General features: G+C 37.7%; 14 protein-coding genes. 13 read left to right on the top strand and 1 reads right to left on the bottom strand.

Annotation, left to right across the window (positions count from 1 at the left end):
• Positions 1–51 precede the first annotated feature (51 nt).
• The 4 genes from pepV (at position 52) to BMW30_RS03330 (ending at position 4,574) form a co-directional block, all read left to right on the top strand.
• Positions 52–1,461 (top strand): dipeptidase PepV, encoded by a 1,410-nt coding sequence (gene pepV, locus BMW30_RS03345; protein ID WP_091473878.1) that lies wholly within the window; start codon positions 52–54, stop codon positions 1,459–1,461.
• 394 nt (positions 1,462–1,855) lie between these two features.
• Complete coding sequence (locus BMW30_RS03340; RefSeq protein WP_091473877.1) at positions 1,856–2,647, top strand: phosphotransferase family protein; 792 nt, start codon at positions 1,856–1,858, stop codon at positions 2,645–2,647.
• A gap of 15 nt (positions 2,648–2,662) precedes the next feature.
• The gene (gene trmB / locus BMW30_RS03335) at positions 2,663–3,295 is read left to right on the top strand and encodes a tRNA (guanosine(46)-N7)-methyltransferase TrmB (protein ID WP_091473875.1); all 633 of its coding nucleotides are present in this window, start codon (positions 2,663–2,665) and stop codon (positions 3,293–3,295) included.
• An 85-nt stretch (positions 3,296–3,380) separates the two neighbouring features.
• Positions 3,381–4,574 carry a MalY/PatB family protein gene (locus BMW30_RS03330; RefSeq protein ID WP_091473873.1) on the top strand — a complete coding sequence of 398 codons (1,194 nt, stop codon included), beginning with the start codon at positions 3,381–3,383 and terminating at the stop codon, positions 4,572–4,574.
• Here BMW30_RS03330 and BMW30_RS03325 read toward each other — a convergent pair.
• On the bottom strand, positions 4,561–4,860 hold the full coding sequence (locus tag BMW30_RS03325; RefSeq protein WP_091473871.1) for a hypothetical protein: 300 nt from the start codon (positions 4,858–4,860) through the stop codon (positions 4,561–4,563). The two genes, BMW30_RS03330 and BMW30_RS03325, sit on opposite strands and share 14 nt — an antisense overlap.
• Before the next feature lie 67 nt (positions 4,861–4,927).
• Between BMW30_RS03325 and BMW30_RS03320 the strand changes: the two genes are divergently transcribed.
• The 9 genes from BMW30_RS03320 (at position 4,928) to BMW30_RS03280 (ending at position 13,546) form a co-directional block, all read left to right on the top strand.
• Positions 4,928–6,001, top strand: coding sequence for a M42 family metallopeptidase (locus tag BMW30_RS03320; RefSeq protein ID WP_091473869.1), 1,074 nt, complete (start codon positions 4,928–4,930; stop codon positions 5,999–6,001).
• A 6-nt stretch (positions 6,002–6,007) separates the two neighbouring features.
• A complete protein-coding gene (locus BMW30_RS03315) occupies positions 6,008–7,000 on the top strand; it encodes a PTS sugar transporter subunit IIC (protein ID WP_091473867.1) in 993 nt (330 codons plus the stop codon).
• Positions 7,001–7,015: 15 nt separating this feature from the next.
• Positions 7,016–7,825 carry a DUF1444 family protein gene (locus BMW30_RS03310; RefSeq protein ID WP_091473865.1) on the top strand — a complete coding sequence of 270 codons (810 nt, stop codon included), beginning with the start codon at positions 7,016–7,018 and terminating at the stop codon, positions 7,823–7,825.
• A complete protein-coding gene (gene ytpR, locus BMW30_RS03305; RefSeq protein WP_091473863.1) occupies positions 7,826–8,410 on the top strand; it encodes a YtpR family tRNA-binding protein in 585 nt (194 codons plus the stop codon).
• A 15-nt stretch (positions 8,411–8,425) separates the two neighbouring features.
• Entirely contained in the window at positions 8,426–10,144 is a 1,719-nt protein-coding gene (locus BMW30_RS03300) for an FtsK/SpoIIIE domain-containing protein (RefSeq protein WP_091473861.1), read from the top strand.
• A 15-nt stretch (positions 10,145–10,159) separates the two neighbouring features.
• Positions 10,160–11,458 (top strand): UDP-N-acetylmuramate--L-alanine ligase, encoded by a 1,299-nt coding sequence (gene murC / locus BMW30_RS03295; RefSeq protein ID WP_091473859.1) that lies wholly within the window; start codon positions 10,160–10,162, stop codon positions 11,456–11,458.
• 66 nt (positions 11,459–11,524) lie between these two features.
• The gene (locus BMW30_RS03290) at positions 11,525–11,986 is read left to right on the top strand and encodes a DUF948 domain-containing protein (protein WP_091473857.1); all 462 of its coding nucleotides are present in this window, start codon (positions 11,525–11,527) and stop codon (positions 11,984–11,986) included.
• A 34-nt stretch (positions 11,987–12,020) separates the two neighbouring features.
• On the top strand, positions 12,021–12,431 hold the full coding sequence (locus tag BMW30_RS03285; protein WP_091473855.1) for a hypothetical protein: 411 nt from the start codon (positions 12,021–12,023) through the stop codon (positions 12,429–12,431).
• Between the two features lie 122 nt (positions 12,432–12,553).
• Positions 12,554–13,546, top strand: a complete 993-nt coding sequence (locus BMW30_RS03280; protein ID WP_091473853.1) for a substrate-binding domain-containing protein — start codon at positions 12,554–12,556, stop codon at positions 13,544–13,546.

Below are 13,546 nucleotides of genomic sequence, written 5' to 3'. Positions count from 1 at the left end.
AAACGCTATCTATAATTAGATAGCGTTTATTTAATTTATGGAGGTATTGTGATGGACTATAAAGCATTGGTAGATCAGTACAAAGATCAATTGATTGATGATTTAAAAGGATTGCTCGCAATCGAAAGTGTGCGTGGTGAAACTACAGAAGAAGCACCGGTTGGTGAAGGCCCACTTGCAGCATTAAACTACATGATGACAATCGGTGAACGTGACGGGATGACGACAAAATCTGTTGATAATTTAGCCGGACACATCGAACATGGTAGTGGTGACAAGATTTTTGGTGTATTAGGTCACGTAGACGTCGTACCAGTATCTGCTGACGGTTGGGACACACCACCGTTTGAGCCGACGATTAAAGATGGCTATTTAATCGCACGTGGCGTCCAAGACGATAAGGGACCAATGATGGCTGCCTACTATGCGGTGAAAATATTAAAAGATCAAGGCGTCGATTTTAATCAGCGTTTAAGATTAATCATCGGTACAGATGAGGAATCCAATTGGGAATGTACACGTGCGTACTTTGATAGCGAAGCAATGCCAGATGCCGGGTTTGCACCAGATGCAGCATTCCCGTTAATACATGGAGAAAAGGGGATTTCAACTTTTAATCTCGTTCAAAATGTAGACGAGGAGAATGTAGAAGCAGCACCCGTTACATTAATCGATTTCAATTCAGGCAGTGCCTACAATGTTGTGCCGGACGCTGCAATTGCACGACTCCAAACAGAAGACGTTGAAGATATAAAAATGAAGTTTGAGCAATTTATCGCAGATAATGATGTTAAGGGCAATGTTGGTATCAATGGCAATTTAGAATTAAAAGTTTCAGGTAAGAGCGCACACGGATCTACACCGAAAGAAGGCGTGCATGCGGGTCATATTTTACTGAAGTTTTTATCGGAGTTATCACTGGATGGTCGTGGACAGCACTTTGTAGATGTGATGAACCGTTTCGTTGTCGATAATCTTGATGGTTCTCAAATGGATATATTTAGCACGCATGAAGAGATGGGCGAAACGACAGTGAATAGTGGAATTATCAAGTATGACGCAATCGATGGTGGACATGTCGGCGTGAACTATCGCTATCCATTTGGGGTAGATTTCGATCAAACGATTGATCGTTTGAAGAAAACATTAGATCAAGAGCAATTTAGAATAGAAGATGCGAGTGGTATGCCCCCACATTATGTCGAGAAAGATGACCCATTAATTAAAGTATTGGTCGATTCGTATAGAAACCATGTAGATGACCCACGTGAACCATTTACAATCGGTGGGGGAACTTATGCGAGAACACTCGATAAGGGTGTCGCTTTTGGAGCAATGTTTGAAGATAGTTTAGATACGATGCATCAAAAAAATGAACGTATGAAAATTGATGAGCTTCTGCGCGTCACAACGATTTATTTAGAAGCGCTTCATCGCATCGTGACTTCAGATGAAATTTAACAACAGAGTGATGATGGTGTAACGATATTTTATAACATGAAAGAACAATATAACACCAATACAACTATGCAAATTGGCTTAGTAATAGGCGTTTTCAATGTTGTATCGTTAGAATGGTGCTATTTAAAAAATAAGTAAAATTCTATCGAGTTAACATATTTTTAACAAAATTTGATGTCTTGCAAACATTAAAATAATTCGAAAATAATTAATATGTGAGAAAGCTATATATTATAATGCTTTCATTTAAATTCTCTTGAATGATCAAATTTAACGTATGTTTTTCACCTTGAATTCTCCCTAGAAAAATCATACACTTTATAACACATCATTCGAAAGCGCTATGTTCGAAGTTAAATAGCGCTTTTTTTATGTCAGAAAGCGAGGTGTGATCATGGAACATTTTTATCAATTGGGATGGGTGTTAGAAACGGTAAATGGAGAATCAGGTTCTGCATACAAAGCGGAGCAAGATGGTAGAAAATTGTTTTTAAAGAGAAATTCAAGCCCATTCTTACTGGCATTATCTACAGAAGGAATTGTGCCAAAGCTATTGTGGACTAAACGGATTGAGACTGGGGAAGTGGTCACAGCTCAAGACTGGAAAAATGGTAGAGAACTTAAAAAAGAAGAGATGTCTTCTTCTCGCGTGCCAGAATTATTACATAAGATACATTCATCTGAGCGTCTGCTAACAATGCTTAAAAAGCTCGGTATGGCACCGATGGAACCCTCTTTACTACTTGATAAAGTGAATCAAACACTATCTACAGAAGTAATTAAAAATAAAACAGTCCGCGATGCACTCGTCTATTTGGAAACTCATCAACCCACATTGTCAGAGAAAGACATTGCGGTGTGCCATGGTGATGTCAACCATCACAACTGGTTGCTTTCAGATCAAAATGAATTGTTCCTTGTAGACTGGGAAGGTGCAATGATTGCAGATAAGGCAATTGATCTTGGCATGATGCTATATACATATATAGATCGTGATTCTTGGGAAGAATGGTTATCGCATTATGGATTAGAGTTAGATATACAATTAAGAAAGCGCATGAAGTGGTATACATTGATTCAGACGGTTACAATGATTCAATGGTATGAAGATAACAAGCGTTTTAATGATATGAATCGATGGATTATTTTCCTTGATCATGTAAGAAGGCAAGATCAATTTATTTAGGCAGGGATTAGTTAGATGAGAATGAGAAATAAACCGTGGGCACTTGACTTTTTAAGTGAACACAAATCGTTTATTGATATCGATGAATCACATCAATTGGACATAACATCTCGATTCAAAAAACAACAACCCATTCACCTTGAAATCGGAACGGGTATGGGTCGATTTATTACAACACTTGCAAAGCGCCATCCAGAGATTAACTTTGTTGGTGTAGAACTCGATAAAAACATAATGATTCGAGTTGTTGAGAAAGCAATTGAAATGGAACTGGATAACTTACAACTTGTTCTGCTCGATGCGAATCATTTGCGAGATTACTTTAATGCAGATGAGGTTTCACACATTTATTTAAACTTTTCGGATCCTTGGCCGAAAAATCGTCATGAAAAGCGCAGGTTAACGCACAAAAACTTTTTAAAACAATATAAAGAGATACTAAAAGTAGATGGCATGCTTCAATTTAAAACGGATAACCGTGGATTGTTTGAATTTTCACTTGAGCATTTAAATAATTTCGGTATGAAATTTCATGAAATCAATTTAAATGTGCACGAAATGGAATCACCCGAAAACATTAGAACTGAATATGAAGATAAGTTTTCATCACGTGGAAACTTAATATATCAATTAAAAGCATCCTTCTGAGGTGCTTTTTTTATTTTCATTGTCCTATAAATCAAAGTGTAAGAATGTTAAAATGAGTATATGAATAAATTAGGAAGGTGTTTGAATGATAGATTTTGACAAAGTAACATCTCGGCTAGGCACGGATTGTGTTAAGTTTGATGGTACATCGATGCTTTTCAATAAAGAGGGCTTAGCACCATTTTGGGTAGCGGATATGGACTTTGAAATTCCAGATGGTGTGCATCAAAGTATCCAGAATCGTCTAGATGCACGCATATTGGGATATACGATGCTCAGTGATGCCAATTTTTATGCACCGATTCAACACTGGTGGAAGGAACGATTTAATATAGATCTAGATGGTTATTATATCGGATCAAGTCCAACCGTTCTATTTGTTATCAGAGAATATATGGAGAGATATTCAGATGTTGGAGACTCGATCTTAATTACATCTCCATCGTATAATGGGTTTTTAAACCTTATCGAAAATAATAATCGCAATCGCCTAGAATGTCCTTTATCGAAGACAGAAAATGGTTTTGAACTCGACTTTGATCAGTTTGAATCACTGTGTAAAGATGAAAAGACGAAAATCTATGTACATTGCAATCCACACAACCCGACAGGGAAGGTTTGGACAGCGGATGAAAATAAGAAGATTTACGACATATGTAAGCGCAATAATGTACAGTTAATCAGTGATGAAATACATATGGACTTTGTAAGAAATGTTGACTTTTCTTCGATGTTTAAACAGTTTGACAAAAATGATCCATTCATCGTCGTCAGCGGCTTGGGAAAAACATTTAACTTGGCAAGCTTGCCGTTTGGCTACTATTTAACAAAACATAAAGCATTGAAAGAATCATATGATCAGCGTATTAAAAAAGAGCTTAATATCATTACTGAGAACAGCTTGACGCTTGCTGCATTGCAAGGCGCTTATTATGATAGTGCGGAGTGGGTTGATGCTTTAAATGCGTATATTGAAGACAATATGAAGCTTGTCAAATCATTTATAGATGAGCATTTATCAGAAACGCTATCGTTTGAAGTGCCGAATTCAACATACCTAGCTTGGATATCTTTCGAACAGGTCGGATTTACGGGTGAAGATGTTCAAAAAGCATTGATTGAGGTCGGTAATGTCGCGATTTCTCCGGGCCATATTTATGGTGAATCGAGCGATCAATGGATTCGACTAAACGTCGCAACGAGACGGGATTATTTACTTGAAGGATTAGAAGCGTTGAAGAAGAGTTTTGAACATTTAAAAGAGATTACGTCTCCGTAATCTCTATGATTTCTCCAGTATAAGCATTTGCTAAAAATGCATACTCAGATATTTTATCTTGATGTTTCGTATGTACGACACCACTGTACACTTTGGAATTAATGCCAAGAAGTTCAGTCACCTTTAAGTCGTAATTCAATGAAACGAATGTAACGTCATCGAACATATGATGCAGGTTGTCAACAATCACTTGTGGATTCACTTTTCTATAGATGGTTAACCACAATGCAAGTGGAATCGCAATAATACTTAATGTGAGTACGAAAATTACTGATTTTTTATTCATATCTTTACCCCCTATTCAATAATAGTTTACCACAAAAAATATATATAATACGAGGAGTAACAAGACAATGAGTTTATCTGAAAAAACAATGACAAGAATGAAAACATTAACAGAATTACATGGTGCCCCAGGTTTTGAGGATCAGGTTCGTAAATATATGCGTGAAGAACTTGAGAAATTAAGTGACGAAGTGATACAAGACGGACTTGGCGGAATTTTTGCAGTAAAACGCTCTAAAAAAGAAAATGCACCGAAGGTAATGGTTGCTGGTCACATGGACGAAGTCGGCTTTATGATTACACAAATTACAAAGCAAGGATTATTAAAGTTTCAACCACTGGGTGGCTGGCCAACTGACGTGCTACTTGCACAACGCTTCAAAGTACGCACGAGTGAAAATAAAGAAATCACTGGTGTTATAGGTAGTGTGCCCGTACATTTCAGAAAAGGAGATACTTCAAAAACTGAAATCAAAGATATGCTGTTAGATGTCGGTGCGAGCTCAAAAGAAGAAGTCGAAGAGATGGGGATTCAAGTTGGCGATTCAATGGTGCCGGCTGTAAACTTTGAAGTGCTAGAAAACCCTAAAAAGATTTTAGCAAAAGCTTGGGACAATAGATATGGTTGTTTAATTGCAATTGAAACGTTAGAAGCATTAAAAGATGTTGAACTCGACTGCGACTTATACATCGGTGCAACTGTGCAGGAAGAAGTCGGTTTACGCGGTGCGAAGACAGCAGCGAATATGATTGAACCGGACGTTGCTTTTGCAGTGGATTGTTCACCGGCAAATGACTTAACGGGATCTGATCAAGACATTGGAAAACTCGGAGAAGGTACACTCGTGCGTATTATTGACCGCACAATGATTCTTTCTAAACCGATGCGTGATTATCTATTAGAAACAGCAAAGACACATGATATTAAACACCAATATTTCCAATCTCCAGGTGGAACAGATGCAGGTAGCATTCATCTTTCAGGTAATGGTGTCGTCAGTGCGGTAGTTGGTGTTGTTGCACGATACATTCATACGAGTCATTCTGTGTTAAATACAGATGACTATCTCGCAGCAAAATCAATGTTAGAACAATTGATTCGTGGTATAAATGAAGACAAACTTAAGGAACTTAGAGGGTAAGAATAGATGAAAAAATGGTTGCATCGTTGGTTTATAGATGGCATGAGTTTTATGGCGCTCGGTTTATTTTCATCGTTAATCATCGGATTAATTATTAGAACTTTAGGTACATATGTAGAGGGCTTATCCGGATTAGTAGATATCGGTAATTTTACCATGGCATTAACGGGGGCAGCGATTGGTGCTGCCATCGCCTATGGATTAAAAGCACCGCCTTTGGTGCTTTTTTCTGTCTTAGTTATCAGTCACGCAGCATATGATCTCGGTGGTGTTGCAGGAAGTTTCGTTGCATCTGTCATAACGATTGAAATTGCTCGACTTTATGCCTCAAGAACGAAGTTAGATATTATTTTGACGCCGTTTTTAACAATTATTATCGGGTATTTTGTCGGAAAACTGATAGGCCCTGTAATCGGTGATTTTATGACAAGTATCGGTCAATTCATCATGTATGCGACTGAACAACAACCATTCATAATGGGGATGCTCGTTGCCGTGGTCTTCGGTATCGTCTTGACAGCACCGCTATCCAGCGCAGCATTAGCACTGATGTTAGATATTAGCGGTATTGCAGCAGGTGCTGCACTCATCGGCTGTTGTTGTCATATGGTTGGGCTAGCAGTTACAGCATATAAGGACAATGGATTCTCTGGGCTCATTTCAATCGGTGTTGGAACGTCAATGTTACTCGTTCCGAACATCATATTGAATCCATTCATCATCGTACCACCTGTGTTAGCGAGTGCGGTTATCGCACCGATCATGACCGTGTTTTTCCCGATGGAAACGAATGCAGCAGGTGCTGGTATGGGGACGAGTGGTTTTGTCGGCCAAATTATGACCATTGAAACGATGGGAGCAAATTTTGAAGTGTTTATGCTTATCCTCATATTCCAGATTGTTTTGCCAGCGGTCGTTACTTTGTTATTCTATTATGTGATGACACGCTTGTCTTTAATCAAGCCAGGTGATCAAAAGTTACGTATTGGAGAAAAGTAGTGTGGGGGTTTCAAAATGAATGTTTTTCAACTGAGAGATAAAATTATTGAACGCTTGAATGAAACGCGTGATGATTTTGAATACAAATTTGACCGTGAAGCTGAATCATTACGAATTGAGCGCCTTGATAATAAACAAGGCGTTTCAGTTGATTTGAACAAATTACTGACAAAATCGAGCAAGGACGAGTCATTGCTCGATGAAATCGTCTATTATTTAGATGAATCACTGACGCGCATGGGTAAAGAAACAATCGAACAAAATGCAAAGATTTTGCCCGTCGTTCGTTCGACGAGTTTTTTCAAGGAAACGAAAAAGGGTGATGCGTTTGTCTATGATGAACATACGGCAGAGACAAACATTTACTATGCGGTCGATTTTGATAACAGCTATCGTCTGATTGATGAAGCGTTGCTTAAAACGATGAACTTATCAGTTGGTGAAATGAAAGTAATTGCGGAGCGAGAGCTCAAACAGTTACCAGTCGAAATTAAAAATCAGCAGGTGATTCAAGAGAATGTTTTTTACTTTATCAATCACAATGATGGTTATGATGCAACACGAATTTTAAATGAAGAATTCTTAAATGATTTTCATGATAGAATAGAAGGTGAGATGCTTGTTGGGTTACCTCACCAAGATGTATTAATTATCGTAGATGTGAGAAATTCTGTCGGTTATGATGTCATGGCTCAGATGATGATGCAATACTTCGCAGAAGGATTGACACCGATTACATCCCTGACATTTAGTTATCAAGACAAACGCCTTCAACCGGTGTTTATATTAGGAAAACAAAAACATAACAAAAAGAAGGATAAGTAAATGAAGTTAACATTTAACGAATATATGGACAATGATTGTTTGTTTGTGACATTAAAACCATCGGATCATCCTGTTTACGAAAATCATGAGAATATAACAGTGATTAAAGAAAATGATGAGATTGTCGGATTAAATATTTTTAATGCACATCAGTCACTCGGAATTGATTCATTTGAACATATACGAGCGGATGAGCAAACAGTAAACACGATAAATAACCTGCTTGACAAACATGGTATTGAAGAAATTTCTCCAGATCTTACCCATAAATTTGTCATTGGTCATGTGGATGAAATTGAGCCGCATCCAGATTCAGATCACTTACAAGTGACAAAAGTAGATGTAGGGACAGAAGTGCTACAAATCGTTTGTGGTGCACCAAACGTCGATAAAAATCAAAAAGTTGTTGTTGCAAAAGTCGGTGCATTTATGCCAGATGGTTTATATATTAAACCGTCAGAGTTACGCGGTGTCGCGTCAAATGGTATGATATGTTCAAAAAAAGAATTAGGATTACCTCACAGTGGTGCAAAAGGTATTTACGTTTTGGATGATGGAAAAATTGGAGACGAATTTAACTTGTAACGGGGGGGTAAAAGAATGAGTAGACAGAGAAGACCACGTACATCTGAAGAGATGTACAGTAAGAAAACAGATAAGTCACAGACTGTATTTGATTATGAAAAATTAAAAGCAGATCCGAATTTGACACCAAGTGATGCGCAATCACAAAGTGAGAGTACGGGTCGCTTAATGCAGCGTGAAAATCGTAAGTCAACAAAACAGACTTATGTTGAAAATAAGTCTTCGAGTTATACCATTCGAAAAGCCCGCGATATTCCTTCAGCAATTCATGGTACGAAAAAACCAAACAGAACACCCGCAGAATTAACAAATCAGCCACCAAGAGATGGTGGCTATCGCTCTTCAATCGTTGAAGAGATTAAAAGAGAACGTGTGCGCAAAGAAAAAAAGAAACAAGCAGTAAAGGAAAGGCAGCGTCTGCTCCATAATCAACGCTTGGCATCGAGTCCAACATCTGCAGTGTTTTTAGATACCGAAAAAGGTAAGCATACGAAAGGGACAGAGCAACTCAGCTTAATTACACCACTCAGCCCAATCAATGTTTCTAACGAACAAAAGACTTCAAAATCAGATGTACAAAAGCCAGTCCAAAAAAAGCAAACAACGTCTGAAAAAAAGCGCGTTGGACCACGTTTTTCATACCCATCGCTCTACTTATTAGGCGCGCCCCAAAACACGAATTATGATCTTGAGGACCCTAAAATAACAGAGCGTATTATCAATGCCTTTAATCATATCAATATTCCGATAGATATATTGAATTATGTTTCAAATGGTATGTTTGGAAGTTATAAGTTAAAGGTAAAAGTAAATTTAAGAATCGGTCAACTCAATCAATTACAGACATTATTGAAACCATATCTAGAGGACATGCATGTTCGAATTACGACAGAGAACTTAAACTCAGGTATTATCAATCTAGAAGTTCCATTGACAAAAAAGAACATCATTACATTCAGTACTTTGTTCAATACGAGTAGTTTGAAGATGAGAAAAAATGACTTTAAAGTCGCAATTGGTAAAACAATTGAAGATAAGATGTGCTCCTTCCAACTGACAAAAGCTGGCCATATGTTAATCTATGGGGGTCGTGTCGATTCAACGAAGTTAATCATAAATAGTATTTTATTATCATTGATGATGAACCACACACCACTTGAAGTGCAAACGCATTTTATCACTGAAAAAAGACGTTATCAACAATATGTGGATTTACCATATTCATTTGATACACATAAAGAAATCACTGATGATGACGCGTTTGATTCTATATTAGCCGAGCTCATTGAGCGACAAAATCAGTTTAGGCGTGTGCATGTTCGCAACATTCAAAGTCTAAATCAACGATTGAGCCCGCATCTAAGAAAAAGTATCATCGTTGTTGTCATCGATGACTTACATACAATTTTAAAAGAAAAAAATAAATATGCGTACAGTGCACTACAACAGTTGTTACAAAAGGGTAAGGCATACGGTATTCATTGCATCGTGAAACAATCAGATATTTCTTATGATTTACGTTTTGAACTACTTAGATTGATGCAAACACGTATTACATTTTTAGATCCACAACATCGGATCATGAATGGTGCAGAAGAGTTATCACAATATTACGCGGATTGTTTGATACAGTTACCAACAACATCTAAACCGACACGCATAACGCTTGGTACGGTAACACAGAGCACACTTAAAGACGTAATCACGCATATTAAAGAAGCAAATCTGACATAAAGATGGTGGAAAGAAATGAAGAAGAAATTTCATTTTATCGGTATAAAAGGGGCTGGAATGAGCGCACTTGCACAAATATTACATGGACTTGGACATGAAGTACAAGGTTCAGATATTGAAAGTGTCGTTTTCACAGAATTCCAATTGCGTGAGAAGAACATTACGATTCTCCCCTTTGATGCTGAAAATATAAAAGAAGGCTATGTTTACATTGCAGGCAATGCTTTTAACGATGAACACATGGAGATAAAACGCGCGCGTGAACTGAACCTCGAAGTCATTCGATACCATAAGTTTTTAGCGGAATTTATGAAAGAATATGTGTCCATCGGAGTCAGTGGTGCCCACGGTAAAACATCGACGACAGGCCTGTTGTCACATGTGATGAATGGCAATAGTAAGACGACATATTTAATTGGTGACGGCACTGGTGTGGGTGTTGATTTAAGCACACACTTTGTCTATGAGTCATGTGAATATAAGCGTCACTTTTTAAGTTACCACCCAGATTATGCAATCATTACGAATATTGATTTTGATCACCCAGATTATTTTAAAGATTTACAAGATGTCATCGATGCATTCACTCAGATGGCAAATCAATCGAAGACTGTCGTCGCCTATGGTGGAGATGCACACGTAGAAGCGATGAATCTTTCACAGGATGTATGGTTATACGGCTTTGATGAACGGTTTGACGTCGTTGCATCAAATGTATCAGTCACGACAGAAGGGACTGTATTCGACGTCCATATTAAAGGTGAGTTTTATGAAACATTTACAATTCCACTGTTTGGTGACCACCATGTACTTAATGCCCTGGCGGTGATTACGGTGTGTTATTTGGAAGACTTAAATGTAGAAAACACAAAGGCTGCGTTTATGACATATAAAGGCGTTAAACGTCGCTTCACTGAAACACATGTGGATGATCTTGTTTTAGTCGATGACTATGCACATCACCCGACTGAAATCAAAGCAACGCTGGAAACAGCCCGAAAAAAATATCCGGATAAGCACATTGTATCTGTGTTTCAACCGCATACATTCTCTAGAACCGAAGCATTTTTAAAAGAATTTGCAGAGGCACTCGCAGAGTCAGACGATGTGTATATTTTAGATATATTTGGATCAGCACGCGAAGAAGGTGGCATGTTAACGAGCGAGGATCTCGTGAAGATTACGAAAAACGCTCAGCTCTTAAAAGAGGATGATATGTCGACATTACATCAGTATAAAGATGCTGTCATTATCTTCATGGGTGCAGGCGATATCCAGAAATATGAAAAAGCTTTTACTGAAAGTGTGATTTAATTTTTCAACTAAGTTTAAATATTGAAATTTAGGATATAATTTAAATAAAAATATGGAGGTATTATTATGGATTGGGAAATTATTTTATACATTTCAGCTGGTGTAGCTGCACTTGCTTTCCTCATTTTATGTGTGGGATTAGTGATGCTACTTCTATCAGTTAAGAAAAATTTAGATCACATCGCAAAAACATTAAACGGTGTGGAAGGACAGGTACAAGGTATCACGCGTGAAACGACGGATCTGTTACACAAGACGAATCGTTTGGCGGAAGATTTCCAAGGTAAATCTGAGAAGTTAAACGGTGTTGTTGAAGCTGTAAGTGGCATCGGTAGCACAGTGAATAACTTAAACAGTTCTGTTGAAAAAGTAACGCATTCTATCACGACAAATATTTCACAAAACGAAGATCAGATTTCACAAGTGGTTCAATGGTCTAACGTTGCAATGGAATTGTTTGATAAGTGGAAAATTCGTCAAGATAGACAAAAAGCTTATGCAAGCCAGAATAACAATGATGAAAAATAAATAGTTACATCATTATAGAATAGGGGATGACGTGATGACTGACAATCTCCCAGCCATTCAAAAGGATAGAAGTTTGGTGGAAGTCAATGGTGAGAATGAAGTTTCAACTTCTTCAAGAGATCTCACAATCAGTATTATACTTGGTGCTATGGTTGGCGTATTTATCGCATTATTTTTCTTAACCAAGAAGAACCAAGAAGATAAAACACTTCCAGAACCACCGCTTAGGTTAGCAGAAAGTACGATTGATACACCGGATGCTGTACAGACGGATGTTGATATTGATACACCTGTTAAAGTGGCGACTGAAACAAAAGAAGAAGCGTTAACAACAGAAGATGAGAACATTGAAGATGAAGAAGTAGAAACAAATCAATCAGAACAAGTGTTGCCAGACGTATCCACACGTAACAATCGTGTGGTCGATGTCTCGAAGCATAACTAAAAACAATATCAATATAGAAGATGCAGAACATTCGTCACATCTTTTATATTGATGTTTTTTAATTTGTAAAAGCATGCTATTATTAGTAATGAAAAGGATTTCATTGAGAATCGAGGTGTAACATGACTGTTACTATATATGATGTAGCAAAAGAAGCAAAAGTATCGATGGCTACAGTTTCGCGTGTGTTAAATGGTAACCCGAACGTAAAGCCAGAAACACGTAAACGTGTACAAGAAGTTATCGATCGATTAAATTATCGTCCGAATGCAGTTGCACGAGGATTAGCAAGTAAGAGAACGACAACAGTCGGCGTCATCATTCCGGACATCTCGAGTTTGTATTATTCAGCACTCGTGCGTGGCTTAGATGATGTGGCAGAGATGTATCAATACCAAACAATTATTACGAATACAGATTTCAATCCTGAAGCAGAACGCGATGCTTTGTTCAACTTCATGAGTAAACAGGTTGACGGTATTATATATCTCGGTGGAATTTTGAATGAAGACACATTAAAAGATATTGAAAATACATCGATACCAGTAGTACTTTGTGGTACGAGTGAACATGATGATAAGTTTGCGAGTGTTAATATCGATGTTGAAGCTGCAATGGATACTGTCATTCAAGACTTCATTGATAAGGGTCATAAGAAATGTGCATTTGTTAAAGGCTATTATTCAGAACAACTAATGTATCATTTCGAACGTGGTATACGTCGATCATTTGAACGAAATAATTTAGAATTTAAAGATGAATGGGTGATCGATGGTTTTAGTAAATATGACGAAGCACCTGAAATCTATAAAATTCTTAAAGAAAAAGATTTGGATATCGTCATATCAATGAATGATGCAATTGCAATCGGAATCATTCATGCGGCTCAAGAAGATGGCAAAAATGTGCCAGAAGATATGGAAGTATTGAGCTGTGCAAACACACGACTTGTACATATGTCACGTCCAACACTATCCAGTGTGCGAACTCCATTGTATGACATCGGAGCAGTAGGGATGCGCCTATTGACGAAATACATGAAGGGTGAAGCGGTCAGTCATCCAGATGTGATTCTACCACACTACATAGATTACCGTGGTTCAACAAAAAAATAG

Source organism: Aliicoccus persicus (assembly GCF_900110815.1).
GTDB lineage: Bacteria > Bacillota > Bacilli > Staphylococcales > Salinicoccaceae > Aliicoccus > Aliicoccus persicus.
Note: the sequence above shows the minus strand (reverse complement) of the source record. Positions and strands in the feature narration are given on the sequence as shown.

Bases quoted from the DNA above. Each gene is read 5' to 3' on its own strand.
- pepV (WP_091473878.1), top strand. From the start codon at position 52: ATGGACTATAAAGCATTGGTAGATCAGTACAAAGATCAATTGATTGAT.
- BMW30_RS03340 (WP_091473877.1), top strand. From the start codon at position 1,856: ATGGAACATTTTTATCAATTGGGATGGGTGTTAGAAACGGTAAATGGA.
- trmB (WP_091473875.1), top strand. From the start codon at position 2,663: ATGAGAATGAGAAATAAACCGTGGGCACTTGACTTTTTAAGTGAACAC.
- BMW30_RS03330 (WP_091473873.1), top strand. From the start codon at position 3,381: ATGATAGATTTTGACAAAGTAACATCTCGGCTAGGCACGGATTGTGTT.
- BMW30_RS03325 (WP_091473871.1), bottom strand. From the start codon at position 4,860: ATGAATAAAAAATCAGTAATTTTCGTACTCACATTAAGTATTATTGCG.
- BMW30_RS03320 (WP_091473869.1), top strand. From the start codon at position 4,928: ATGAGTTTATCTGAAAAAACAATGACAAGAATGAAAACATTAACAGAA.
- BMW30_RS03315 (WP_091473867.1), top strand. From the start codon at position 6,008: ATGAAAAAATGGTTGCATCGTTGGTTTATAGATGGCATGAGTTTTATG.
- BMW30_RS03310 (WP_091473865.1), top strand. From the start codon at position 7,016: ATGAATGTTTTTCAACTGAGAGATAAAATTATTGAACGCTTGAATGAA.
- ytpR (WP_091473863.1), top strand. From the start codon at position 7,826: ATGAAGTTAACATTTAACGAATATATGGACAATGATTGTTTGTTTGTG.
- BMW30_RS03300 (WP_091473861.1), top strand. From the start codon at position 8,426: ATGAGTAGACAGAGAAGACCACGTACATCTGAAGAGATGTACAGTAAG.
- murC (WP_091473859.1), top strand. From the start codon at position 10,160: ATGAAGAAGAAATTTCATTTTATCGGTATAAAAGGGGCTGGAATGAGC.
- BMW30_RS03290 (WP_091473857.1), top strand. From the start codon at position 11,525: ATGGATTGGGAAATTATTTTATACATTTCAGCTGGTGTAGCTGCACTT.
- BMW30_RS03285 (WP_091473855.1), top strand. From the start codon at position 12,021: ATGACTGACAATCTCCCAGCCATTCAAAAGGATAGAAGTTTGGTGGAA.
- BMW30_RS03280 (WP_091473853.1), top strand. From the start codon at position 12,554: ATGACTGTTACTATATATGATGTAGCAAAAGAAGCAAAAGTATCGATG.